This window comes from Rhizobium sp. Leaf311 (genome assembly GCF_001423445.1).
Classification (GTDB): Bacteria; Pseudomonadota; Alphaproteobacteria; order Rhizobiales; family Rhizobiaceae; genus Agrobacterium.
The window spans coordinates 146,478-172,679 of sequence record NZ_LMNZ01000020.1; the positions used below are offsets into that span (position 1 = coordinate 146,478).

Sequence of the window (26,202 nt, forward strand, 5' to 3'; positions counted from 1 at the left end):
AAAAACAAGGCATTTCAGCCTTGTTTTTCAGTTTCGCGTGATCTGTAACCGTTGCCGGGGCAGCGAATGAACGCGCCTAAGATCTCATCCTCCCAAGACTGACCGCGAAATCGGCAAGAATTTAGACTTCCTGCCTCTTTTGTGAGCTGAAACTAGCCCAAAGAGTGAAACTTGTCATCAAATTTTTTGCATTTTTGTTACAGTCGGCAAAAAATTTCTCTTGATGCGATATGTCGCACCATCCGTGCAAAATTATTCCTCCTGTAACCGTTCCGGGGCGAAAGCTGTATCGCGAAACTGACATAAAGCTGACATACCCGCGATGTTGATGGCGGAAAAAACGCGAAAAAATGGTTTTCTTCTGTTTCGCTTGGCCTTGATCTCTCAGCGGTGCGGCAAGCGCTGTTCCGCCGCGTGACGCGGGTTTCCTTCTGGTAAGGAAACCGCTATGTACGGCGCAATTATCCCGTTATTCCGGCGATTCCCGCGCAGGCGCGAGGGTTCGTCACAAAATGGAAACTGCCATGCGTCTCAGCCGTTACTTTTTGCCCATTCTCAAGGAAAATCCCAAGGAAGCGGAAATCGTCTCGCACCGCCTCATGCTGCGTGCCGGCATGGTGCGCCAGCAGAGCCAGGGCATTTATTCATGGTTGCCGCTCGGCAAACGCGTCATGGACAAGGTCAACAAGATCATCCGCGAAGAGCAGGATCGCTCTGGCGCCATCGAGCTTTTGATGCCAACCTTGCAGTCTGCAGAGCTGTGGCAGGAAAGCGGGCGTTACGATGATTACGGCAAGGAAATGCTGCGTATCAAGGACCGTCAGGATCGCCAGATGCTGTATGGTCCTACCAATGAAGAGATGATCACGGATATCTTCCGTTCCTACGTGAAGTCCTACAAGACCCTGCCGCTGAACCTCTATCACATCCAGCTGAAATTCCGTGACGAAGTGCGGCCGCGTTTCGGCACCATGCGTTCGCGCGAATTCCTGATGAAGGATGCCTATTCTTTCGACCTGACCAAGGAAGACGCGATCCACTCCTATAACAAGATGTTCACGGCTTACCTGCGCACCTTCTCGCGTCTGGGCCTGCGCGCCATTCCGATGCGTGCCGATACCGGTCCGATTGGCGGCAACCACAGCCATGAGTTCATCATTCTGGCGGATACCGGTGAGTCGGAAGTGTTCTGCCACAAGAGCTTCCTGGATCGCGGTATTCCTGCCGACGATACCAATTTCGATGATGTTGCAGGCTTGCAGGGTATATTCGACGAGTGGACGACGGATTACGCCGCCACCTCCGAAATGCATGATGAAGCTGCCTTCAATGCCATTCCCGAAGGCGAACGTCTTTCGGCGCGCGGCATTGAAGTCGGTCACATCTTCTATTTCGGCACGAAATATTCCGAGCCGATGGGTGCGAAGGTGCAGGGGCCTGACGGCAAGGAACACCTTGTCCACATGGGCTCCTATGGCATCGGGCCAACCCGCCTTGTTCCCGCCATCATTGAAGCATCGCATGATGAAAACGGAATCATCTGGCCAGAATCGGTCGCGCCATTCGATGTTGTCATCATCAACATGAAGGCTGGCGACGCGGCCTGTGATGCCGCCTGCGAGAAGCTCTATTACTCGCTGTCCAACGCTGGCAAAGATGTTCTGTATGATGATACGGACGACCGCGCCGGTCAGAAATTCGCCACCGCCGATCTCATTGGCGTGCCGGTGCAGATCATTGTCGGGCCGCGCAGCGTTGCTTCCGGCGAGGTTGAAGTCAAGGACCGCAAGACGGGCGCACGCGAAACCGTGACCGTCGAAGCGGCAATGAACAGGGTACTTGGCTGAGAAGCCGACAGGGAGAAAACATGGCAAAAGCCGAGGCTGATAACGGTGCAGGCTCCTCCGTAAAGGGCGCAGCCGCCCGGCCATTTTCGGCCTTCGAGCGCATGGTAGCCTGGCGCTACCTGCGCTCGCGCCGCAAGGAAGCGTTCATTTCCGTCATCGCAGGGTTTTCCTTCGTCGGCATCATGCTGGGCGTTGCGACTCTCATCATCGTCATGGCTGTCATGAACGGTTTTCGTACGGAGTTGATCTCCCGGATTCTCGGCATCAACGGCCACATGATTGTCCAGCCAATCGATCAGCCGTTGAAGGACTATGACGATCTGGCCAAGAAGTTTGCAGCCGTGCCGGGCGTGACCATGGCCCTGCCGCTGGTCGAAGGACAGACGCTGGCATCCGGTCGCGGCGGCGCCGGCAGCGGCGCACTTGTGCGCGGCGTGCGCTCGGAAGACATCGAGAAGATCAAGGAAGTCTCCGGCAACATCAAGGTGGGCGATCTCGTCGGCTTCATGTCGGGGCAGGGCGTTCTTGTCGGCTCGCGGTTGGCGTCTTCGCTGGGCGTGACGGCGGGTGACCAGATCACCCTGATATCACCGGAGGGTGACGTGACGCCGATGGGCGTCAATCCGCGTGTGAAGTCCTATACGATTTCCGGCGTCTTCGAGATCGGCATGTCGGAATATGACGCGTCGATGATCTATATGCCGCTGTCCGAGGCACAGCTCTATTTCAACAACGAGGGCATCGTTCAGTCGATTGAACTCTTTGTTTCCAACCCGGACAATGTCGATGGCATCAGGCCGCTGGTGGAGACGGCTGCCGGTCGGCAGATTTATATCACCGACTGGAGACAGCGAAACCAGACCTTCTTCTCCGCCCTTCAGGTGGAGCGCAACGTCATGTTCATGATCCTGACACTCATCGTGCTTGTGGCGGCGCTCAACATTATCTCCGGCCTCATCATGCTGGTGAAGGATAAGGGCAGCGATATCGCCATCCTGCGAACCATGGGCGCAAGCTCCGGCTCGATCATGCGCATCTTCTTCATGACGGGGGCTGCGATCGGTATCGTCGGAACCTTTGCGGGCGTCGGCCTCGGCGTGCTCGTCTGTCTGAATGTGGAATCGATCCGCCAGTTCTTCTCGTGGATATCAGGGACGGTGCTGTTCGATCCGCAATTGTACTTCCTCAGCCAGCTACCGGCGGAAATGCAGCTGAGCGAGACGATGACCGTGGTCTTCATGGCGCTGGGTCTGTCTTTCCTGGCCACGATCTTTCCGGCATGGCGGGCATCCAAGCTCGATCCGGTCCAAGCCCTGCGATACGAATAAGGACTGCCCCACACCATGGCACAAAAAACAGCGTTGAAGCTTTCCGGCGTGGAACGGACCTACGGGCAGGGGGAGCACAGCCTCTCCATCCTGAAGAATGCGGATCTTGAACTCAAGAGTGGCGAAATCGTCGCGCTTGTCGCCCCCTCGGGCACGGGCAAGTCGACATTGCTTCATCTTGCGGGTTTGCTGGAACACCCGGATGCGGGCGAAGTGGTCATCAATGGACGGTCCTGCGGTGACCTCACAGATGAGGAGCGAACTCTTATTCGCCGCAGCGATATCGGCTTCGTCTACCAGTTCCACCATTTGCTGCCGGAGTTTACGGCGCTCGAAAACATCATGATGCCGCAGCTTATTTCCGGCTTGAAGCACGCGGAAGCCAGCGAGCGCGCCAAGGCGCTGCTTGATTACATGCGCATCGGTCACCGGGCCGATCATCGTCCGTCGGAACTTTCTGGCGGTGAACAGCAGCGCGTTGCCATTGCCCGTGCCGTGGCCAACGCACCGCTTCTTCTGCTCGCTGATGAACCGACGGGCAACCTTGATCCTGAAACCGCGTCCTACGTTTTCGGCGCGCTGGAAGCGCTGGTACGCCAGTCGGGCCTTGCGGCGCTGATCGCGACCCACAACCACGAACTTGCCGGTCGCATGGACCGCCGTGTAACGCTCAGCGAAGGCAAGATCATAGAGTTCTGATGGAGCTCTGCCAGCCTCGCGCATCACAGAACGTCCGATCCTTAAGCCCCGTACAGCATCCGCTGTGCGGGGTTTTTCATTTGGGACTCAACGGCTTGCCGCGACGTGAGAGCGGAACCGCCGCGACTCCATCGGCGTTCGCAATATGACATGCGCAAATAAGCAGTTGACAATAGAACCAAATGAGAACAAAGTTAGAACATAAAGAGTATTGAGAGACAAATGACTGACATCATCCGTGACATCGCTGCATTCGCTTCCATCGCTGTCTTCGTCGCCAGCTTCTCGGTCATTCTCACTTCCATGTGATCGGGAATAGCCGATTCCCTTGGAATTGGCATGTAAACTTTGCCTGAGGCAGTGGACTTTGCCTCCAGGAAATCCGAAAATCCCGTTGATTCAGAATAAGCGGGATTTGTGCATATGGGTGAGATTATTGTCGGCGGATCACAGCCCGCAGATAGGTTGAAAACACCCGGATTCGTTCACCTGAGGGTGCACTCTGCCTATTCGCTTCTCGAAGGCGCTCTGCCGCTCAAGAAGATCATGGCGAAAGCCGTCAGCGATGGCCAGCCCGCCATTGCCATTGCCGATACGAACAATCTTTTCGTCGCGCTCGAGTTTTCGGAAAAGGCGCGTGACGAAGGTTTGCAGCCCATCATCGGCTGCCAGATGTCCATCGACATGCAGGATGCCACCGACGACAAGCGGGGCAATAACAATCTCGCCAAGCTGCCCTCTATCGTGGTTCTTGCGGCGGATGCGCAGGGCTATGAGCGGCTGGTGGATCTGATCAGCCGCGCCTATCTCGATGGCGAGGGCACAGGTCATGCGGTCAGCATTAGGAAATCCTGGCTGGAAGAGGGTGACAATAGTGGGCTGATCGTTCTGACGGGCGCATCTACCGGGCCTATCGATATGGCGCTGAGAGACGGTCATGCCGGTCTTGCCGCAAAACGGCTGTTGACCCTGAAAGACCTGTTTGGCGACCGTCTTTACGTCGAACTGCAGCGTCAGGGAAATTTTGACCGTGCGCATGAGCGCCGCGTGATCTCGCTTGCCTTCGAGCACGATCTGCCGCTGGTTGCCACCAACGAGGCTTTCTTTCCCTCGCGCGCCGATTATGAAGCGCATGATGCGCTGATGGCCGTTGCCCACAATGCCATCGTGTCTGATGACACGCGCTTTCGGTTGACGCCGGACCATTATCTGAAAAGCCGCGAAGAGATGATGGCGCTGTTTGCCGATATTCCCGAAGCGCTTGAAAACACGATCGAAATTGCGCAGCGCTGCTCCTATGTCCTGAAAAAACGCGGGCCGATTTTGCCACGTTTTACCGGTGCCAGCGACGACCCGGAGGAGGCAGAGCGCGCCGAGTCGCTCGAGCTTCGACGTCAGGCCGTCGAGGGGCTGGACCACCGACTGGCTTCGCTGGGAATGGCGCCGGGATATACAGAGCAGGAATATCGCGACAGGCTGGATTTTGAACTCGGCGTTATCGAGCGCATGAAGTTCCCCGGTTACTTCCTCATCGTTGCCGACTTCATCAAATGGGCAAAGCAGCAGGATATTCCCGTCGGTCCGGGCCGTGGTTCGGGTGCGGGCTCGCTGGTGGCTTACGCGCTGACCATTACCGATGTCGATCCGCTGCGTTTCTCGCTCCTGTTCGAGCGCTTCCTCAATCCGGAACGCGTCTCGATGCCCGACTTCGATATCGACTTCTGCCAGGATCGACGCGAAGAGGTTATCCGTTACGTCCAGCGTAAATACGGGCGCGAACAGGTGGCGCAGATCATTACCTTCGGTTCGTTGCAGGCCCGTGCGGCGTTGCGTGACGTAGGCCGCGTGCTCGAAATGCCCTATGGTCAGGTCGACAAGATCTGCAAGCTGGTGCCCAACAATCCGGCCAATCCCACGCCGCTTTCCAAAGCCATCGAGGAAGAGCCGCGGCTTCAGGAAGAGGCCGACAAGGAACCCGTCGTTGCCCGGCTTCTGGATATCGCCCAGAAGATCGAGGGGCTTTACCGCCACGCGTCGACGCACGCCGCCGGTATTGTCATCGGCGACCGCCCGCTGTCAAAGCTGGTGCCGATGTATCGAGACCCGCGCTCGGACATGCCCGTGACCCAGTTCAACATGAAATGGGTGGAAAGCGCAGGCCTCGTCAAATTCGACTTCCTCGGCCTCAAAACCCTGACGGTTCTCAAGGTCGCGGTGGATTTCGTTGCCAAGACGGGCGTGAAGGTGGATCTGGCGGCTATCCCGTTGGATGACCAGAAGACCTATGAGATGCTGTCGCGCGGTGAAACCATCGGCGTTTTCCAGGTGGAAAGTGCCGGTATGCGCAAGGCTCTCATTGGCATGAAGCCGGACTGTATCGAGGATATCATCGCGCTGGTGGCGCTTTATCGCCCGGGTCCGATGGAGAATATCCCGGTCTACAACGCCCGCAAACATGGCGAAGAGGAAATCGAGTCGATCCATCCGACCATCGATCATCTTCTCAAGGAAACGCAGGGTGTTATCGTTTATCAGGAACAGGTGATGCAGATCGCCCAGGTCCTGTCCGGCTATTCGCTGGGTGAAGCCGATCTTCTGCGCCGCGCCATGGGTAAGAAGATCAAGGAGGAGATGGACAAGCAGCGCGAGCGTTTCGTGGAAGGCGCGATGCGCAACTCCGTGTCCAAGGCCCAGTCCGATACGATTTTCGATCTTCTCGCCAAGTTCGCCAATTACGGCTTCAACAAATCCCACGCGGCGGCTTATGCCATCGTGTCCTACCAGACGGCCTATATGAAGGCCCATTTCCCGGTGGAGTTCCTCGCAGCGTCCATGACGCTGGATATGGCGAACACGGAAAAGCTCAATGATTTCCGTCAGGATGCCGGGCGGATGGGTATCGAGATCGTCGCGCCATCGGTGCAGACGTCACACCGCCGGTTCGAGCCGGGCGAAAACCGCATCTATTATTCGCTGGCTGCGCTGAAAGGCGTTGGCGAAGGCGCGGTCGATCACATTGTGGAAGTGCGTGGCGACCAGCCATTCGCAAGTCTCGAGGATTTCTGCCTGCGGATAGACCCCAAGCACGTCAACCGGCGCGTTCTGGAAAGTCTCATCAATGCCGGTGCTTTTGATTGCTTTGGCAAGGACCGGGCAGAGCTTATCGGCGGGCTGGATCGCATCATCGGCTATGCGCAGCTGGCGCAGAGCCGTCGCGTCAGCGGCCAGCATGACATGTTCGGCTCCGGCAGCGCGAGCGGCCCTGAAAAGCTGGTTCTGCCAGCCTATCAACCGTGGCTCGCATCGGAAAAGCTGCTGCGGGAATATCAGGTTCTCGGCTTTTACCTCACCGCGCATCCGCTCGATACCTACCGCGCCATTCTGGACAAGCTGCGTGTGCAGAACATCGCCGATTTTACCGCCTCGGTGAAACAGGGTGCGACCGCCGGCCGTCTCGCGGGCACGGTCACCGGCAAGCAGGAGCGCAAGACCAGAACCGGCAACAAGATGGGTATCGTGACCTTTTCCGATGCCTCCGGGCAGTACGAAGCGGTCCTGTTTTCCGAGGGACTCGGCCAATATCGCGATCTCCTTGAGGTCGGAAAATCGCTGGTTATCACGGTGCAGGCGGAAGAGCGTCCGGAAGGCATTGGTCTGCGCATCCAGACCGCTCAATCGCTGGAAGAAAAATCAGTGCAGATGCAGAAGGCGCTTCGGGTTTACCTGCGCGATTCCGGGCCGATGAAGACCTTGGCGCACCATCTCAACAAGGGAGACGGCTCGGTCTATTTTGTTCTGATTAAGGATGATGGTCAGAGGGAAATCGAGGTCGAACTACCCGGGAAATATCGCATCTCACCGGAAATCGGAGCAGCGTTCCGCTCCGCTTCCGGTGTAATCGATGTCGAGCTTATCTAGCTGGCCTGAAACTACAGACCGGCTTTAAAACAGGCTGTTTGCCGGATAGGCAAACGCGCCCTTGTCGGTAAAGCCGTGGCGCGACAGACAGGAGCGTAGCGCCGCGTTATAGTAGTAGGATGTGGTGTAGGGTGTGCCGCGTGGTGGTGTCGCGGCCTCCGCCGAGCACTTCATGACGGCGCGACCATAAACGTCGACAAGAATGGGATCGCTGACCACATCCGGTCCGGCATAGACGCTGTAATTTTTCGGTGATTCCGCTGCCGAAACGCAGGCCAATCCCAGAACTGCCGCAGCCAAATATCTGATTTTCATTTCCCGGCTCCCAAGCTTTGGTAAGAGCCATGTCAACGCGGAGGGTCGGAATTCCGTTCCCGCCGTCCAGTTGCCCGAGCCTGCCGCTGGCTTACAGAGAGCCGTCTCTCGTCAGTGTAATGAAATCGGTTCCCTGACCGGTTTCCAGCCCGTGGCTGAGGTCGGCAACGGTGATGGAGCTGCCGGTGGCAAGCTCCGCTTCCAGCCGGTCGCGGATGGTCTGCGGTATTTCGATCCGGTCGAGAACTGCCCGCAACTGGTCGGAGCCGCCCGGCGCCTCTGCAGTCTCGATTCCCAGCCGCCGGCGCGCTGCCGCTGGCAGGTGATTGTCCAGCGTCAGCCCGTTCCACTGAGCCTTACCGCTATCGTGGTCGATATCGATGACTTCGAAGAAGTGGGTGCCAAGAGCCACATGCGGGTCCTTGATATGGATTGGCGCTTCGAACAACGGCTTGAAGTCCCTGCGCACCATGATCTGGCCGTTCGGGGGCGCGTCGGCGCCGGTGGATGCATAGAGCGCGTCGATGAAATCGTCCGTCAGCAGTGGCCCGGTCGTCTTCATCTCTTTCCAGCGTTTGAAGCCATTGACGGCGCTGATTGTCATCTGGCCGATATAGCCATCCGCCGCGCCCGCATCGAAGCCGATGTTGGTGAGCAGATGCTGCACATCCATGATCTTTTCCCGGTCGCCGCGCCTGGTAATGAGAATGCGCAGAGGTGAGCGGTTTTTCTCGGCAACGGGCTTAGGCTTGACGGAACTGGTGGTCTCGTTGACGGCGACCTCGACCAACTTCAACGAGGCATCAAAACTTGCTGGGCGAAGCTCCACATCCGAAAGCATCAGCCCATCCTGCGACGTGTCCTTGGGCTGCAGCAGGGCAGGGTGATCCACCCGACGAAGCGAAACGGCCGCATCGGAAATGATGACGTGAACGCCGCGCCCGGTCTGCCCATACAGCGTCTTGGCGAATTTTGCAGGCAGACGGATACAGCCGTGCGAAGCCGGGTAATTCGGGACGTGGCCCTCGTGCAGCGCAATGCCGGACCATGTCAGCCGCTGCATGAAGGGCATGGGGGCTGCCGAATAGATGTTGGATTCGTGGTACTTACGCTTATCGAGAATGGAGAAGATGCCGCTTGGGGTCTCATGGCCTGCCTTGCCGGTCGACACAGATGATGTCGCAATAAGCGCGCCGTCTTCGTAGAGCGACAAAGTCTGCTCGCTCTTGGAGACCACGACCTGCAGGCTTCGCGCATCGTCGGCGAAAGCTGTCTGTGCAAAAACGGATGTCGAAAGGAGACAGGCTCCCAAAAAGGCACGCAACATCATGTCACTCCAACGCGATACAAGACATGCCATGATGAACGGCACGGGAGCCGCGACAAGGTTTGAAACCCTTCGCGAACTGTTCTGCTTCAGCCTATGGGATCAAATTTAAGGAAACTTTTAAATGTCATCACGACTATGTGTATCGCGCTATTTTTTAACGCCGAAGGTGTAGCCGGTTTCTACCGCACCCTTGCCAAATTTGTCTCGCAGCTTGTCCATGGCGGCTTCTGCCGCAGCGCGTCGCCCGGCGTGCCGGTCCACCAGGTCGGGCGGATCGGCAAGGGTAGGGTTACACAGGTCCGCCACGCCAATTCCGATCAGCCGGAAGCTCGTGCCATCCGTTTCCTTTTCCAGCAGGGAAATTCCAGTGCGGAAGATTCGGTCGGCAAGCTGTGTCGGATCTTCCAAACGCTTGTTGCGCGTGCGGGATTTGAAATCCGCGGTCTTCATCTTGAGAACGACGGTGTGGCCCGCAACCTCGTTCTTCTTCAGCCGCCATGCGACTTTTTCGGAGAGTGAGCGCAAGACGGGAACGAGATCCTCATAGCGAGAGATGTCGTTGAAAAAGGTCGTCTCGGAAGAGACGCTCTTGGCCGGGTCGTTGGTGTGGACATCGCGGTCATCAATCCCGCGCGAGAGCCGGAACAGGCGCTGACCCATCATGCCATAGCGGCGCATCAGGTCGGCTTCCTGCATATCCTGCAACTGGGAAATGACACGGATGCCATCGGCCTCCAGCGTTGCCGCAAAGGCTTTGCCCACGCCCCAGATGGTTGTCACCGGTCGGGGACCGAGAAAGCTCACGGCTTCCTTTTCGCCGATGACCGAAAAGCCGCGTGGTTTTCTAAGGTCGGAAGCCACCTTCGCCAGGAACTTGCAGTAGGAAAGGCCGACCGAAACAGTAATGCCGATTTCCTTCTCGACCCGTCGCGCAAAAGCGGCAAGAACCCGCGCTGGCGGGTCATGGTGCAGCCGCTCGGTGCCGGAGAGATCGAGAAAGGCCTCGTCTATGGAAATGGGCTGCACCAGTGGTGTCAGGTCCTGCATCATCAGGCGGATTTCGCGTCCCACCTTGACGTATTTCTCCATGTTCGGCTTCACCACCACGGCCTGCGGACAGGCCTCCAGCGCCTTGAACATCGGCATGGCGGAGCGGACACCGTGAATGCGGGCAATGTAGCAGGCGGTCGAGACAACGCCGCGCTTGCCGCCGCCGATGATGACGGGCTTGTCGGCGAGATCGGGATTATCCCGCTTCTCCACTGCGGCGTAAAACGCATCACAATCGATATGGGCGATCGGCAGATCGTAGAGTTCGTCGTGATAGACGAGGCGAGGGCTGCCGCAGGTGCGGCAACGTCTCAATCCCTCCGGCTGGCCAGCCAGACAGTCACGGCAAAAACCGGGATCGTAATGCGAGAGTGCAGGGGCCATGGCTCAGAAACAAAAAGAGAACATTCTGCACCATAATATGATATGAGAGACACCTCAATAGAGGACGACTCACACTCAATATTCGCCAGAACTCAAACCCGGTCCGGAGAAATGGTGCCATGCAGCTTGTACGTCTTCCGGCCTGGTTCCGGTCGCTTCGCAAAAGGCGAGCAGGTCGGGTTCGTGGCTCATGAGAAAATCGGTGAGCGCGGCAAGAAAGCCAGTATCATTGACGGCCTGGCGCAACATGTTGGGCTGCACCCCCGTCAGTGCTAGAAAACGGGCAAGCATATCCGGTTCACCGGCAAGCCAGCCAAGTATGGCGACCGCCGTTTCATGCGGATCCTTCACTGGCTGCCTGTCATTTTTTTTATCACGCAACATTTGTTTACCGCAGTTACCTATTTCTCAACCAAATCTCACTAGCGTAACGCGTTGGGGGATAATGGAATCGGTTCTCTGGCACACTATATGCCTATGAAATGGTTTCAAAGCGAAACAAGGACTCATCCCATGCCTAAACAGGTCATGATAGTTGAAGACAACGAGCTGAACATGAAGCTCTTTCGCGACCTGATCGAGGCGTCTGGCTATACAACCATCCAGACCCGCAATGGCATGGAAGCACTGGACCTGGCCCGCAAGCATCGCCCCGATCTTATTTTGATGGATATTCAGCTGCCTGAGGTCTCCGGCCTCGAAGTTACCAAGTGGCTCAAGGAAGACGACGAACTTCATGTCATTCCCGTCATTGCTGTGACGGCATTTGCGATGAAGGGTGACGAGGAACGCATTCGCCAGGGCGGTTGCGAGGCCTATGTTTCCAAACCGATTTCCGTACCAAAATTCATAGAAACAATTAAAACTTATCTTGGCGATGCATAGGGCAAAGGCAGGCGAATGACTGCGAGAATTCTGGTCGTTGATGACATCCCTGCAAATGTGAAGCTTCTCGAAGCCAGGCTTTCGGCCGAGTATTTCGATGTGCTGTGCGCAGAGGACGGAAAGACCGCGCTTGCCATATGTGGCAAGGAGCAGGTGGATATCGTCCTGCTGGACGTGATGATGCCTGATATGGACGGGTTCGAAGTCTGCGAGCGATTGAAGGCCGATCCGAAGACCGCCCACATTCCCGTCGTCATGGTCACGGCACTGGATCAGCCCTCCGACCGAGTGCGGGGCCTGAAAGCAGGCGCGGATGATTTTCTGACCAAGCCGGTCAACGACCTGCAGCTTATTTCGCGCGTGAAAAGCCTAGTGCGCCTCAAGACCATGAGCGACGAGCTGCGGATGCGCGCCGAAACGGCATCGACGATTGGCGTCGGTGAACCGATCGTGGAAGGCGCGCAGATTGCGCTTCCTGGCCGCGTGCTGCTTGTGGACGGTCGTCCAAGCTCGCAGGAGCGCATCATCAAGGCGTTGAAGCCGGTAGCGGATATCACGGCACTTGCGGATCCCGCCAATGCGCTGTTTGAAGCTGCGGAAAATGACTATGAGATGGTCATCGTCAACTCGAACTTCGACAACTTCGATCCGCTGCGGCTTTGTTCGCAGCTGCGTTCGCTTGAACGCACGCGGTTCCTTCCGCTGCTTCTGGTTACCGAACAGGGTGACGAAGCCATGATCGTGCGCGCGCTGGAGCTTGGCGTGAACGACTATATCGTGCGCCCCATCGATCCTAACGAGCTGGTTGCCCGTACGCTAACCCAGATCAAGCGCAAGCGCTACAACAACCGCCTGCGGGAAAATCTCAATCTCACCATCGAAATGGCCGTGATTGACGACCTGACGGGCCTCAACAATCGCCGCTATCTCGACAATCATCTCAAGATACTGTTCGACCGCGCAGCCGCACGCCAGAGAGCGCTATCCATCTGCATGACCGACATTGACCGGTTCAAGCAGGTCAACGATACCTATGGCCATGATGCCGGTGACGAGGTGCTGAGGGAATTTGCAAGCCGTATCCGCTCCACCGTGCGCGGCGCGGATCTGGCGTGCCGCTATGGCGGAGAAGAGTTTGTCGTCGTCATGCCGGACACCCCGGTGGAATTGGCGGCAGCCGTGGCCGAGCGCTTGCGTTCAATCGTGGAAGATCGGCCCTTTGTCCTTCGGTCTGGCAGGGAGCTGCACATCACCGCGTCCTTAGGCATCGCCTCCAATTCGCCAAGCGTGGAAACGCCGGAGCAGCTGATGCGACAGGCGGACATGGCTTTGTATGAAGCCAAGAATGCTGGCCGCAACCGTGTCGTCGCATCGGCCGCCTAGGCCGGCTTTCCTGACAAACTGCCCTGCCACAGCTTGCCGCCTCCATCCGGCCAGGCCGATATCGCATTTGTGATCTGTCAAGATTGGAAGAATAATTCCCGATACTGCGCGGCCTGCTGCGATGGCGGAGAAATTCGTCGGGATATTTCTATAGTTAAAAGCCCGTTGACGCCTGTCATACTCGATGACGCCGTCTCTGAAACTTGATGGCAACCACAGGTCGTCAAGTAGATTAGAAATTATTATTTTATAATAACAATCAAAACCCTTCAAAACTAAGGGGCTAATTGTGTATTGTTTTGGCGTATTTTAGTTATTCCTCTGTCCCAAGGCTGGATATTTAACCATATTTCGCGGTGAACTCGGTTCTGCATTAATAATTTGTTGATTTTCTTCACTTGATACGCGACACTTACTTTCAGAATACAACTTCTGCACTTGTCACACTTTAAGTGGGACAACCTGCCAGAAAGGTACTAGACGGCTCGTCTTCCAGATGGAGGGCCAGTCCTTCGAATACCCCATGGTGCTCAGGTCCGCCGCATCTCCTGGGTCTTGGGGTGGTCGACCGGCGACGCTAATGAACGGTTCCTCGTGCTGTCCTAGCTGTCCCGGTCGACCCACTTTTCTAGTCCGCCAACCGGCGCTGCATTCACACCCTCAATCATCATCATTCTTTGCCCCCGCGATTTCACTTGCGACGTAAGCTGGCGAAGAAAGCTGGAATCTCGCGAAAGCCTCAAAACAAAAAACGCGCCACAAGGGCGCGTTTCTGTGCATGGGATGCAAAGGAAATTACTTGATCTTCGTTTCCTTGAATTCAACGTGCTTGCGTACGACCGGGTCGTACTTCGTCTTCGTCATCTTGTCCGTGAATGTACGGCTGTTCTTGGTGGTGACGTAGAAAGTACCGGTGTCGGCCGTCGACAGCAGCTTGATCTTGATTGTTGTAGCTTTCGCCATGGTCGTCCTGCCTTTAACAAATAGTGAAGCCGCGGAGCTGTGTGGCTCCGGCTAAATCTGGCGCGAAACTACGGATCGCGCCTGAAAAGTCAAGTCCGATTTGATCCGAAAACCGAACGCGCAATGGAAAGAACCACATAGAGGGCGAAAAACATGGCCAAAGCCCAGGCAAAGCCGTCTGTGCCGAGGAAATCCATGGAAATACCCACCGTTTGCGGCCCTGCAATCGTGCCCACCGCGTAGCAGAAAATGAAAGCTGCATTGGCGGCAACCAAGTCTGAACCGACGAGTCGCGAGCCGAGATGCGTCAATCCCACCGTATACATGCCGGACACGCAGCCACCCCAGAGCAGCAGCAGCGATGACAGCAGCACCCAGCTATCCACCAGCAAGGGCAGCGCAAGCGTGCCGATGACGCCCGTCAGCGCCATGAGGCCCAGAAGGATGCGCCGGTCCTTGATCCGGTCTGACAGCATCCCGATGGGGATCTGAAATGCCATGTTGCCGATGGCCATGACCGTCAGCAGCAATGCGGCCTGCGATTCGGTGAAGCCTTCGCGCGTTGCATAGATGGGAAAAAGAGACAGCCCGCCAGCCTGCACGGAGCCGTAGACGAAGGCCGCGGCTGAAGCCATTGGCACGAGCCAGATATAGCGCACGAAATGGTGGTTGGGCTTCTCGTCGAGATCAGGGCTTTCGTGCCGTGCCAGAAAGATGGGTATGGCCGCCAGCAGGATGATTGCCGAGCCAATCAGGAAGGGGGTGATCCCCTCGCTGCCGATGGCCGAAAACAGAAGCGGGCCACCCGCAAATCCCACGGCCATGCCTGTCGCATACATGCCCAGCACCAGGCCCCGACGCTTGGGAGGTGCTGCCGCATTGATCCAGAATTCGGAGAGGATGAACAGCATGGTCGTGGCGCCATGGAAGACGATTCTCAAGGGAAACCACATCCAGAAGGCTTCGGCGAAATAAAAGCCGAGCGCGCTGATCGCGGATATGACGACGGCTGTCATCATCGTGCGCGCCACGCCGAATTCATGTGCCAGACGGCTGGTGATAGGCGCGGCGATCATGGCTGCCACACCCGCCATGGCGGTGTTGAGACCGATCATGCTGGATGAGATGCCACGCTTCTCAAGAATGATGCTAAGCAGCGGCAGGCCAAGCCCGATGGCTATACCGACGGCGCTGATTGCGGAGATGGCGGCGATGAGCGAGGGCCAGTGAATATCGTCGGCGTCGCAATTCGGATGGGGCATGGAGACCTTTATAAAAAGCCACGAATGAAACTGCCACGACGCTCAAAATATTGTCGCACCGGGCTTTCGAGTTGTATGGAGGGATCACCTATCATGAACTTTGTGACATCTTCGAGAACCATGCGTGTAATGGGTGCCATGTTCACACCGGATGCGGTCTCGATGTCAAGCCATGCAAGGTCTTCCAGCTCTTCCGAGGCCATCGCATCAGCCGGGTTTATGCCGGCCTCGTCGGTAAAGCAGCAGAAGAAACGGGTATCGAACCGCCGCACCCTGCCGGGCGGCGTGATCGCGCGGGCGACGAACCGCAGGGAGGCCAGATCAGGCCGGTCCTGTTCCTGTCCATCCTTGCGAAACCGCAGGCCGGTTTCCTCCTGCAGCTCCCGCAGCGCAGCTAGGGCAAGCGCGCGTGCGCCCGTTTCGCTCAGCGGACGCGATGTAGCCCGCAAAAGATTGCTCATCACGGTCGGATGCAAATCCGCACCATAGGGCAGGGTGCGGTCTGAAGGGTCTCGCCTGCCGCCGGGAAAAACATAGACATCGGGCATGAAGACATGCGCACTCGACCGTTTTCCCATCAGCACACGAAGGTCGGAGGTCGAACGGTCGAAGATCAGGATCGATGCGGCGTCCTTCGGACGCAGGTAAGGGGATTTTCCCGCAGGACTATCGGATGACACTTGTGTTCTGCCAGTTCAGTGGGACGATCCGTCGATCTGCTTTTTCTCAGGCTCATTCCCGAAGCCGTGCATTCTCAAGGCCCATTGCAGGCCGATGACACCGCCTTTGATCGGCTGGATCGTCAAGAGCGCAACCAGGATCGTAATCGGCACCCAGATGGCAAAATGGACCCACATCGGCACGATAAACACGGTGTCGGTCATCATGAAGCCGCCCACGGCAACGTGGCCGAGGATCATGATGGAGATGTATGGTGGCAGATCGTCGGAGCGCTGGTGGTGCATGTCTTCGCCACAGGCAGCGCAGGCGTCCACCGGCTTCAGCCAGGCACGGAAAAGGCGACCACTGCCGCAGGCCGGACAGCGGCTGAGAATGCCGCGCATGATCGAGCGGCCGAGCGGACGTTCTTCCGGTTTTCCACCATACTGCACTGTCTCTGTCGTCGTCATGGGTTTGTCCTTAAATGCCTTTTGGCAGTTATCTGCGTCTTCGCGGCGGTCTTGTCCCTGGCGTCGGCCCGCTGCGCCGTGTGGTCTTGTGGAAGGAGCGTGTCGCGGTCGGCATCTTCTTGCCGTCGCTCAAAATCTCGAACCTCAAGGCCCCGGCCAGCGGCACGGCCTCTGCCAGACGTACCTTCACCGTGTCACCAAGCTGGTAACCAAGTCCGGTTTTTTCACCTGTCAGGGCCTGATGGGCCTCGTCATAGATGTAATAGTCCGTCCCCAGGGTAGATATAGGGACGAATCCGTCAGCACCAAACTGTGGCAGCGCGACAAAAAGTCCCGCCTTGGTGACACCGCCTACGCGACCTTCGAACTCCTCGCCCACGCGCTGCGAGAGGTGGTGGGCAATCAGACGGTTGACGGTATCACGTTCGGCTGCCATGGCGCGCCGCTCGAAGGTGGAGATTTCCGCCGCGATATTCTCAAGCGTGGCCTCTTCCTGTGGCGTGATGCCGCCTTCGCCGAAGCCGAGCGAACCGACCAGTGCGCGGTGTACAATGAGGTCGGCGTAACGGCGGATCGGCGAGGTGAAATGCGCGTATTTCATCAGGTTCAGCCCGAAGTGGCCGATATTCTCAGGGCTGTAGATGGCCTGGCTCTGGGAGCGAAGGACCATCTCGTTGACCATGATCTGATGCGGCGTATCCAGCGCGCGCGCCAGAATACCGTTGAAGGAATTGGCGCGAACCTGCCCACCCTTGACCAGCGAAAAGCCGATCGTGTTCAGAAACTCGCGCAACACTTCCTGCTTTGCAATCGTCGGCGCATCATGGACGCGGTAGACCAGCCGCTGCTTTTTCACTTCCAGTGTTTCGGCAGCGCAGACATTGGCCTGAATCATCATCTCTTCGATCAGCTTGTGGGCGTCGAGACGATCGGGAATATGCACGCGGTCCACCGTGCCATCGGCCTTGAGGATGATCTTGCGTTCCGGCATGTCCAGCTCAAGTGGCTGGCGACGGTCGCGACCGATCTTCATCACTTCGTAGGCGTGCCACAGCGGCTTCAGGATAGGCTCCAGCATAGGGCCGGTCTTGTCGTCGGGATTGCCGTCGATGGCGGCCTGCGCCTGCTGGTAGGAGAGCTTGGCTGCGCTCTTCATCATGATGCGGTGGAAGGTGTGGCTGGCCTTGCGGCCTTCCTTGGAAAACACCATCCGTACGGCGAGCGCGGGGCGGTCGACGCCTTCCTTCAGGGAGCAGAGATCGTTGGAAATCCGCTCCGGCAGCATCGGCACGACGCGGTCAGGGAAATAGACCGAATTGCCGCGCTTCAGTGCCTCGCGGTCCAGCGCAGTGCCGGAACGCACATACCAGGATACATCGGCAATGGCGACGGTGACGATAACGCCATCCGGATTATCGGGCGAGGGGTCCAGTTCGGCATAGACGGCGTCGTCATGGTCCTTGGCATCCGCCGGATCGATGGTGATGAGCGGCAGCTTGCGCCAGTCTTCCCGGTGCGACATCGTCGCGGGCTTGGCCTCATCGGCTGCCGCCAGAACGTCCTGCGGGAAGATGTGCGGAATGCCATGGGCGTGAATGGCAATCATCGAGATCGCCTTTTCAGACGCCACGGAACCGACGACAGAGAGGACCTTGGCACGCGGCAGGCCATAACGGCCGCTGTTGCGGGAGGTTTCGACCTCGACCAGGTCGCCGTCCTTGGCATCGCCCACGCCATCGGGATCGATGACCATTTCATCGCCGCGACGCTCGATCGGCATCAGGCGTCCGCCACCACCGGGTGTTTCCTTGAAGACGCCCAAGGACGCGCCCTGACGGCGATCGATCAGCTTGATGATGCGGGCGGTATAGGGCGGTCCGGCAACTTCCTTGGATGGGAAGATCTTGGCCAGCACACGTTCGCCAATGCCGCCGACCGGCGTCTTGCCCTTGTGACGATCTGCCGAAGACTGGCGGATCGAGACAGCAGGCGCCGCGCCCTGATCTTCCGGCCATTCGGCTGGCCGTCCAATCAACCCGCCATCCTTGTCGCGGGTGGTGATATCGAGCACGGTAACCGGCGGAAGTCCGCCCGGTCGCATCAGCGACTTGCGGCTCTTGTGCAGCATACCGTCGGTTTCCAGCTCTTTCAGCAGAGCCTTCAGCACGATGCGGGCCTCACCCTTCAGCCCGAAAGCCTTGGCAATTTCCCGCTTGGAAGCCTGATCGGGATGCTCGGCAATGAATTTCAGCAGCACGTCGCGGGGAGGAACCTCGCCGTGAATGATGCCTTGAGATTCCAGAACTTTTTTCCCGCGTCCGGTTCGGCCGAAGCCATCTCCCGCAGAACCGGGTGTTTTACGCGGTGCTTTGCTCAAGATTCTGCTTTCTTTGCTTTTGGTGCCGCCTTGGGTTTGGCAGCAGCTTTTGGTTTCGCAGCCGTTTTGCTCTTTGCAGCTGCCTTCGGCTTGGCCTTGGTCTTCGTTTCGCCATCGGCGGCATCCGCCTTGGCGGCCTTTTTCGGTGCTGCCGCCTTCTTGGCCTTCACAGGCTTGCCATTGGCGCCCGTTCCGGTCTTGGCAATCCGTTCGGCAATCAGCACAAGCGCCTCTTCAAGCGTCACCGTGTCGGGTGCCTGCGCCTTTGGAATGGTGGCGTTGACCTTGCCCCAGTTGACGTAAGGGCCGTATTTGCCGTCGCGAACCGTAATCGCACCGCCGTCCGGATGGTCGCCCAGTTCCTTCAGCGCCGCTGGTGTGGAAGAACGCCCACGGCCCGGTGCTGCCTTCTTCTCGGCAATCACGGTCACGGCGCGGTTAAGCCCGATGGAGAAAACGTCCTCAATGCTTTCCAGGTTGGCATAGCCACCGTCATGCATCAGGAACGGTCCGTAGCGGCCAAGGCCCGCGGAAATCATCTTGCCCGTTTCGGGGTGCTTGCCGATATCGCGCGGCAGGTTGATGAGTGCCAGTGCCTTTTCGTGGTCGATATCCTCGGGCTTCCAGCCCTTTGGCAGCGAGGAGCGCTTGGCTTCCTTGCCTTCGCCGCGCTGGATATAGGGTCCGAAACGGCCGGAACGCAAGGTCAGCTCTTCGCCCGTGTGGGGGTCTGCACCCAGCGCCTTGGGTTCGTTGATCGCAGCGGCTTCAGCCTCTGCGCCATCCGAATTCAGCTGCCGCGTATAGTTGCATTCTGGGTAGTTGGAGCAGCCGACGAAGGCGCCGTATTTGCCAAGCTTCAGCGAAAGGTTGCCGGTGCCGCAAACCTGACAGATGCGCGGGTCTGAGCCATCTTCGCGCTTGGGGAAGACCAGCGGCGCCAGAACTTCGTTCAGTGCATCCAGTACGTTGGTAACGCGCAGTTCCTTGGTGTCTTCGATCTGGGCGAAGAAATCCTTCCAGAAATCGCGAAGGACCTGCTTCCAGTCCAGCTCGCCAGCCGAGATGCGGTCGAGCTTTTCTTCCAGATCGGCCGTGAAGTCGTATTCCACATATTTCGTGAAGAAGCTTTCGAGGAAAGCCGTCACCAGCCGCCCGCGTGAATGCGGCACGAGCTTGCGCTTGTCGACAATGATATATTCGCGGTCACTCAGCGTCTTCAGCGTTGCTGCATAGGTGGAAGGACGGCCAATGCCGAGCTCTTCCATCTTCTTGATCAGCGATGCTTCGGAATAGCGCGGTGGCGGCTCGGTGAAGTGCTGGCTTGCGTTGATCTTCTGCTTGGCAAGATCGTCATTTGCGTTGATCTGCGGCAGACGTCCGCCGTCTTCGCTGTCGTCGCTCTGCTCGCCATCTTCCTTCTGATCGGTATAGGCGGCGATGAAGCCGTCGAAGCGGATGACAGAGCCGACAGCGCGAAGCCCAGCCTTCTCGCCCTTGTTCTCAGCCAGGATTTCGACAGTGGTCCGCTCGATTTCGGCAGATGCCATCTGGCTGGCGATGCCGCGCTTCCAGACCAGCTCGTACAAGCGCAACTGGTCGGCATCGAGATACTTCTTTACCTGATCGGGCGTGCGGCTGAAATCGGTTGGGCGAATGGCTTCGTGCGCTTCCTGTGCGTTCTTGGCCTTGGTCGAATAGAACCGCGCCTTTTCAGGCACATATCTGTCGCCAAACTGGTCGCCAATGGCGCGACGGGCGGCCTCTATGGCTTCAGGTGCCATCTGCACGCCGTCGGTACGCATATAGGTAATGAGACCCACGGTCTCGCCGCCGATGTCGATCCCTTCGTAAAGCTTCTGTGCCACCTGCATGGTGCGCGACGCCGAAAAGCCCATGCGGGATGAGGCCGCCTGCTGCAGCGTGGAGGTGGTGAAGGGAGGGCCGGGGTTGCGCTTGACTGGCTTTGCCTCAACCGTATCGACGCTGTAGGTCGCACCTTCCAGCAGGGTCTTGAGGCGGTTTGCGTCGTCGCCGGTCTTGATCGCACGGGCCTGAAGGCGCTTGCCATCGGCAGACACGAGTCTCGCTTCGAAGTCATCGCCGCGCGGCGTCTTCAACAGGGCCGAGATGTTCCAGTATTCCTCGGAAACGAAACGTTCGATTTCCGATTCCCGATCGCAGACCAACCGCAGCGACACGGACTGCACGCGGCCAGCAGAGCGGGAGCCGGGCAGCTTGCGCCAGAGAACCGGCGAAAGATTGAAGCCGACGAGATAGTCCAGCGCCCGGCGTGCGAGATAGGCATCCACCAGGGGAATGTCGATGTCACGCGGATCGGCCATTGCATCCAGAACGGCCTTCTTGGTGATGGCGTTGAACACGACGCGCTTTACCGGCTTGTCGCCCAGCACCTTCTTCTTTTTCAAGAGGTCGAGAACATGCCAGGAAATCGCTTCACCTTCGCGATCAGGGTCGGTTGCGAGAAACAGGCCGTCGGAGGCTTTTACGGCGTCGGCAATTTCCTTCATGCGCTTCTGCGAGGCCGGATCGACTTCCCAGGACATTGCAAAGTCCTCGTCGGGAAGCACGGACCCATCTTTCGCGGGCAGATCGCGAACGTGGCCGAACGATGCAAGCACCTTGTAGCCGGGGCCAAGATACTTGTTGATCGTCTTGGCTTTTGCCGGTGATTCTACGACGACGACATTCATATTTTCTTCTTTCGGAACTTGCCCGTTAAACATGCCCTGCGATTTTCGATCTGCGAAAGGGCGCCCTTTATTTCGACATGGACAGGTAATGCGTTTGGGTCAAGAGGCAAGTGGCGTTTTTCTGCCATAACATCCAGATGCAACCTATCGGGGACGCAATTCTCATTTGCAATTATAGATAAACAAGCTATGGTTGCCCCATTGAAGTGATACGCCTTTTTGAGTGTCGCCATTATTCAGGTTTAATTGAGGTTACCATTGTCGTGAGTGCACAAGACAGCAACCAGAGCAAGGATCTACAGACATCTGAAAGTCTCGCCTATATCAGGCAAATTCTCGCTGAGCTGCGCTTTGTTGCGGAGCGCGAGGGTGCGGAGATGTTATGTTACCTGATAGAAATGGCCTATATTGAGGCCACCGATATCCAGACAGGTCGGCGCAAACTCTCAGCCGGCCATAATAAGCGAAACTCGCCCCGAGGAATGCCGATTTAGTCGGCCCGCGATGTCGAGCTCCAACAGCACGAGATAGACAGTTGCTGCTGGAAGTCCGGTGTGGCGAATAATGTCGTCCGTTTCCACGGGCGAGGGCCCAAGGGCGGAAGCAATGATGCTGCGATCGTCGTCACCCGGTGGCGATATCTCGACATCGTCGCGGCCTTCCTTGGCAATGTGCTGAATGGGCAGGGTGGGCTCCATCATTGGTCGCAGGGCATCGAGAATATCCCTGGCTTCCGTTACCAGCATGGCACCGTCCTTGATCAGGCGGTTGGTGCCGTGGCAACGCGCGTCCAGCGGAGATCCGGGAACAGCAAAGACCAGCCGTCCGAATTCGCCGGCCAGACGTGCCGTGATCAAAGAGCCGGAGCGATCCGCCGCTTCAACAATGAGAACGCCCATGGATACGCCCGCGATCAACCGGTTTCGACGGGGAAAATCGCGCGCGCGCGGCTCCCAGCCGAAGGGCATTTCGCTGATGGTTGCGCCGCCATTGGCGTAGATATCGTCCAGCAGCCGCAGGTTTTCAGGCGGGTAGGGCTTGTCCAGCCCGCCGGCGAGCATGGCAACGGTGCCGGTGGAGAGGCTGGCGGCGTGGGCTGCCGCATCTATGCCTCTGGCAAGGCCCGAAGCTATGGTGTACCCGGCCTGACCGCACTGCCGCGCCAGCATGGCGGCGAATTTCGCGCCGTTGATGGAAGCGTTGCGTGAGCCGACAATTCCAAGGGAAGGGCGGATCGCGGGTGACGCCGAGCCCTTCATGGAGATGATCGGCGGCGCGCCGTCGATTTCACGCAGAGCAGGCGGATAATCCGGCTCACCAATCCCGACAAAGCGGGCGCCGAATTTTGCCGCGGCTTCGATTTCACGTTCGGCTTCGGCAGGAGAGGCGACGCGTGGGCTGCGGGCAGAGCCGCCACGCCGTGAGAGATCTGGCAATGCATCCAGCGCCTTTTCCGCGCTGCCGAAGTGGTTGATGAGTTCACGGAAGGTGACGGGACCGATGTTGTCGCTGCGGATCAGCCGCAACCATGCCACGCGCTGCCTGTCCGTCAGCGGGATGCCGCGTCTTGTCTCGCCTTCTGTCCCCATGTCTCGTCCCCCGAACCGGACGAGACGCCCCCGTCTCAGCCCTTCTTGCCGATCTTGCTTTCCGTTCCCGCAAGCAGGCGCTTGATGTTTTCCCGGTGCATGTACCAGGAAATGATGCTGAGAAGCGTCACCGCCAGCGCCGTCTTGTGCGGGCCTAATAGCCACATTGCAACCGGGATGACAAGCATTGCAACCAATGCGGACAGGGAGGAATATTTGGTAATAAAGGCGGTTGCCAGCCAGACTGCCGCGAAAGCCAGCATCATGATGGGCGCAATCCCCAAGAGGACGCCGATATAGACCGCAACGCCCTTGCCGCCCTTAAAGCCAAGCCACACTGGAAAGAGATGACCGAGGAAGGCAAAGAAACCTGCAACCAGTGAGGCCTCATAGCCCCACAGGGCGTTTGCGAGGAGAACGGCAGCTGTGCCCTTGAGAGCATCCAGCAGCAATGTTGCGGCGGCCAGCTTCTTGTTGCCGGTGCGCAGCACATTGGTCGCGCCGATGTTGCCCGAGCCGATCTTGCGGACGTCACCCAGCCCTGCGGCGCGGGTGAGGATCAGCCCGAATGGAATGGAGCCGAGCAGGTATCCCACCAGAGCCGCGAGCGCGAGCAGGGCGGGCGCAGTCTCCCAAACAGTCAATTCGGTCATGGAAAGGTCCCCTCAATCCAGTCTATTTGGTCTTATTGTGCGGAATGCACCAGCTTGCCCGCAACATAGGTTGCAACGGCGCGGCCGGTAAAGCGAGCATCTTCAAATGGTGTGTTCTTGGATCTGGAAACCAGATTTTTCTCGGAAACCAGCCACGGCTCATCAAGATCGATCAGCGTGATATCCGCCTTCGCGCCCACCTTCAGCGTTCCCGCGTCCAGCCCGAAAATCTGGGCGGGGCGGGTGGAGAGCGCATCGATGAGGCGCATCAGCGGCACCTGATCGCTGTGATACAGCCGAAGGGCCGCTGCAAGCATGGTTTCCAGACCAATCGCACCGCTTGCCGCATCCGAGAATGGCAGGCGCTTGGTGTCGACATCCTGCGGGTCGTGCGAGGAGACAATGATGTCGATCGTACCGTTCTTCAGAGCATCCACCATGGCCATGCGATCGTCTTCCGAGCGCAGCGGTGGGGAGAGCTTGAAGAAGGTGCGGTATTCGCCGATATCGTTTTCGTTCAGCGTCAGATGGTTGATGGAAATGCCGCAGGTGGCTTTTACGCCGCGCGATTTTGCGTGGGCAATCGCCTCGGCCGATTCCCGCACGGAAATCTTGGCGGCGTGGTAGTTGGCGCGGGTCAGCGCGGCGATGCGCAAATCCCGCTCCAGCGGAATGATTTCGGCTTCGCGGGGAATGCCTGAAAGCCCGAGCCAGCTTGCAAACAGGCCCTCATTCATATCGCCATGGCCGATATAGGGGTCACGGGTCTCAAGCGAAATCACCACGCCCAGTTCCCGCGCATAGGTCATCGCGCGGCGCAGCACGGCGGTGTCAGGCATGGCCTTGCGGCCATTGGTGAAGGCGACGGCACCGGCTTCGCGCAACATGCCGAATTCGGTCATTTCCTCGCCGCGCAGACCCTTTGTCAGCGCCGCTGCCGGATAGATATTGACCAGCGCCTTGTCGCGTGCGGTCTTTTTCACGAATTCCACCAGCGCGATATCATCTATGACAGGATCGGTATCCGGCATCACGATCATGCTGGTCACGCCACCGGCTGCCGCTGCGCGCGATGCGGATTCGATGGTTTCGCGGTGTTCCGCACCGGGCTCACCCACAAACACGCGGGCATCCACAAGACCGGGTGCTGCAACCACGCCGCGTCCGTCGCGCACTACAGCGCCTTCGGGTGCACCCTGATTCTGCGCGTCCTTGCCAGCAGCCAGGATCGTGCCGTCAGCGCCGATGATGATCGTGCCGACCTCATCCAGATTGCGGGAAGGATCAATGATGCGGACATTCTTGAGAACGGTTGCGGCGGTCATACGCGCTCTCCTTCATTTCTGGCATTGGGATTTTGCGAAAGAAGAAGGGTTTCCATAACGGCCATGCGCACGGCCACACCCATTTCCACCTGGCTTTCAATCACGCTCTGCGGGCCATCGGCCACTTCGGAGGCAATTTCGACGCCGCGGTTCATCGGGCCGGGGTGCATCACCAGCGCGTCTTCCTTGGCGGCTTTCAGCTTTTCGGCGTCCAGCCCGTAATAATGAAAATATTCGCGCACCGAAGGCACGAAGGAGCCGGACATGCGCTCACGCTGCAGGCGCAGCATCATCACCACGTCAGCGCCTTTAAGGCCTTCCTTCATGTCGTGGTAGACTTCCACGCTCATCTGGCCGATGCCTGATGGCAGAAGCGTTGGCGGCGCAACAACACGCACCCGCGCACCCATCTGGTTCAGGAGAATGATGTTGGAGCGGGCAACGCGTGAATGCAGCACGTCACCGCAGATCGCCACCGTCATGCCCGACAGCGTGCCCTTGGCGCGGCGGATGGTGAGTGCGTCCAGAAGCGCTTGTGTCGGGTGTTCGTGCTGGCCATCACCGGCATTGACCACCGAGCACGCCACCTTTTGCGCAAGAAGTGCCGCCGCACCAGCCGAGGAGTGGCGCACCACCAGCACGTCCGGGCGCATGGCGTTCAGCGTCATGGCCGTATCGATCAGCGTTTCGCCTTTCTTGACGGATGAATTGCCGACCGACATGTTCATCACGTCAGCGCCCAGCCGCTTGCCCGCCAGTTCGAAGGATGATTGCGTGCGCGTGGATGCTTCGAAGAACAGGTTGATCTGGGTCAGCCCGCGCAGGGTCGACGTCTTCTTCTCGCGCTGACGGCTTATTTTCACCGCCTCATCGGCCTTGTCGAGAAGAGTGGTGATATCCTGATGGGAAAGCCCCTTGATGCCAAGCAGGTGGCGGTGGGGATAATAGACCATGGAATATGTCCTCCGGGTCGCAATAGAGCATCTGGCAATGCTGCTCGCTTTAGTCACCGGGTCTATAAAGACAGGTGGCTTTGTCGGCAAGCATGGG

The 26,202-nt window shown here is 58.1% G+C and carries 21 protein-coding genes; 7 read left to right on the top strand and 14 right to left on the bottom strand.

Annotated features, from left to right (window positions below; all coding sequences use genetic code 11):
• Positions 1-524: 524 nt before the first annotated feature.
• From proS to dnaE, 4 genes are all read left to right on the top strand, one after another.
• Positions 525-1,847: a proline--tRNA ligase gene (proS, locus tag ASF69_RS17525; protein WP_062589494.1), complete on the top strand. Its 1,323-nt coding sequence runs from the start codon at positions 525-527 to the stop codon at positions 1,845-1,847.
• 20 nt (positions 1,848-1,867) lie between these two features.
• A complete protein-coding gene (locus ASF69_RS17530) occupies positions 1,868-3,175 on the top strand; it encodes a lipoprotein-releasing ABC transporter permease subunit (protein ID WP_062589495.1) in 1,308 nt (435 codons plus the stop codon).
• A 15-nt stretch (positions 3,176-3,190) separates the two neighbouring features.
• A complete protein-coding gene (locus tag ASF69_RS17535; protein WP_062589496.1) occupies positions 3,191-3,874 on the top strand; it encodes an ABC transporter ATP-binding protein in 684 nt (227 codons plus the stop codon).
• A 423-nt stretch (positions 3,875-4,297) separates the two neighbouring features.
• Positions 4,298-7,792 (top strand): DNA polymerase III subunit alpha, encoded by a 3,495-nt coding sequence (gene dnaE, locus ASF69_RS17540; protein ID WP_062589497.1) that lies wholly within the window; start codon positions 4,298-4,300, stop codon positions 7,790-7,792.
• 24 nt (positions 7,793-7,816) lie between these two features.
• Here dnaE and ASF69_RS17545 read toward each other — a convergent pair whose 3' ends face one another.
• The 4 genes from ASF69_RS17545 to ASF69_RS17560 all read right to left on the bottom strand — a co-directional run bounded on the left by ASF69_RS17545 (position 7,817) and on the right by ASF69_RS17560 (position 11,255).
• Entirely contained in the window at positions 7,817-8,107 is a 291-nt protein-coding gene (locus ASF69_RS17545; protein WP_244475511.1) for a hypothetical protein, read from the bottom strand.
• Between the two features lie 91 nt (positions 8,108-8,198).
• On the bottom strand, positions 8,199-9,434 hold the full coding sequence (locus tag ASF69_RS17550) for a L,D-transpeptidase family protein (protein ID WP_156462104.1): 1,236 nt from the start codon (positions 9,432-9,434) through the stop codon (positions 8,199-8,201).
• 150 nt (positions 9,435-9,584) lie between these two features.
• On the bottom strand, positions 9,585-10,871 hold the full coding sequence (locus ASF69_RS17555) for a DNA polymerase IV (RefSeq protein ID WP_062589499.1): 1,287 nt from the start codon (positions 10,869-10,871) through the stop codon (positions 9,585-9,587).
• Positions 10,872-10,946: 75 nt separating this feature from the next.
• Positions 10,947-11,255 carry a DUF3572 domain-containing protein gene (locus ASF69_RS17560; RefSeq protein WP_062589500.1) on the bottom strand — a complete coding sequence of 103 codons (309 nt, stop codon included), beginning with the start codon at positions 11,253-11,255 and terminating at the stop codon, positions 10,947-10,949.
• Positions 11,256-11,384: 129 nt separating this feature from the next.
• Here ASF69_RS17560 and ASF69_RS17565 point away from each other — a divergent pair, with 129 nt between their 5' ends.
• Positions 11,385-11,756: a response regulator gene (locus ASF69_RS17565; protein ID WP_003547430.1), complete on the top strand. Its 372-nt coding sequence runs from the start codon at positions 11,385-11,387 to the stop codon at positions 11,754-11,756.
• Between the two features lie 15 nt (positions 11,757-11,771).
• Entirely contained in the window at positions 11,772-13,139 is a 1,368-nt protein-coding gene (locus ASF69_RS17570) for a PleD family two-component system response regulator (protein WP_062589501.1), read from the top strand.
• 795 nt (positions 13,140-13,934) lie between these two features.
• Here ASF69_RS17570 and rpmG read toward each other — a convergent pair.
• The 6 genes from rpmG to topA form a co-directional block, all read right to left on the bottom strand.
• Complete coding sequence (gene rpmG / locus ASF69_RS17575) at positions 13,935-14,102, bottom strand: 50S ribosomal protein L33 (RefSeq protein WP_003496403.1); 168 nt, start codon at positions 14,100-14,102, stop codon at positions 13,935-13,937.
• Between the two features lie 89 nt (positions 14,103-14,191).
• Positions 14,192-15,364, bottom strand: coding sequence for an MFS transporter (locus ASF69_RS17580; RefSeq protein ID WP_062589502.1), 1,173 nt, complete (start codon positions 15,362-15,364; stop codon positions 14,192-14,194).
• A gap of 8 nt (positions 15,365-15,372) precedes the next feature.
• Positions 15,373-16,044, bottom strand: coding sequence for an NUDIX domain-containing protein (locus tag ASF69_RS17585; RefSeq protein ID WP_244475512.1), 672 nt, complete (start codon positions 16,042-16,044; stop codon positions 15,373-15,375).
• A 15-nt stretch (positions 16,045-16,059) separates the two neighbouring features.
• Positions 16,060-16,494 carry a DUF983 domain-containing protein gene (locus ASF69_RS17590; protein ID WP_062589503.1) on the bottom strand — a complete coding sequence of 145 codons (435 nt, stop codon included), beginning with the start codon at positions 16,492-16,494 and terminating at the stop codon, positions 16,060-16,062.
• Between the two features lie 28 nt (positions 16,495-16,522).
• A complete protein-coding gene (gene rnr / locus ASF69_RS17595; RefSeq protein WP_062589504.1) occupies positions 16,523-18,871 on the bottom strand; it encodes a ribonuclease R in 2,349 nt (782 codons plus the stop codon).
• Positions 18,868-21,585 (bottom strand): type I DNA topoisomerase, encoded by a 2,718-nt coding sequence (topA, locus tag ASF69_RS17600; protein ID WP_062589877.1) that lies wholly within the window; start codon positions 21,583-21,585, stop codon positions 18,868-18,870. The genes rnr and topA overlap by 4 nt, the downstream gene beginning before the upstream one ends.
• A gap of 263 nt (positions 21,586-21,848) precedes the next feature.
• Between topA and ASF69_RS23635 the strand changes: the two genes are divergently transcribed.
• Positions 21,849-22,079 (top strand): hypothetical protein, encoded by a 231-nt coding sequence (locus ASF69_RS23635; protein ID WP_082469771.1) that lies wholly within the window; start codon positions 21,849-21,851, stop codon positions 22,077-22,079.
• Here the strand turns inward: ASF69_RS23635 and dprA are convergent.
• The 4 genes from dprA to ASF69_RS17620 are packed head-to-tail and all read right to left on the bottom strand — an operon-like array spanning position 22,032 to position 26,105.
• Positions 22,032-23,174 carry a DNA-processing protein DprA gene (gene dprA, locus ASF69_RS17605; protein ID WP_062589506.1) on the bottom strand — a complete coding sequence of 381 codons (1,143 nt, stop codon included), beginning with the start codon at positions 23,172-23,174 and terminating at the stop codon, positions 22,032-22,034. The two genes, ASF69_RS23635 and dprA, sit on opposite strands and share 48 nt — an antisense overlap.
• A 35-nt stretch (positions 23,175-23,209) precedes the next feature.
• Entirely contained in the window at positions 23,210-23,827 is a 618-nt protein-coding gene (gene plsY, locus ASF69_RS17610; protein ID WP_062589508.1) for a glycerol-3-phosphate 1-O-acyltransferase PlsY, read from the bottom strand.
• 32 nt (positions 23,828-23,859) lie between these two features.
• Entirely contained in the window at positions 23,860-25,152 is a 1,293-nt protein-coding gene (locus tag ASF69_RS17615; RefSeq protein WP_062589509.1) for a dihydroorotase, read from the bottom strand.
• Entirely contained in the window at positions 25,149-26,105 is a 957-nt protein-coding gene (locus ASF69_RS17620) for an aspartate carbamoyltransferase catalytic subunit (protein ID WP_062589510.1), read from the bottom strand. The genes ASF69_RS17615 and ASF69_RS17620 overlap by 4 nt, the downstream gene beginning before the upstream one ends.
• Positions 26,106-26,202 lie beyond the last annotated feature (97 nt).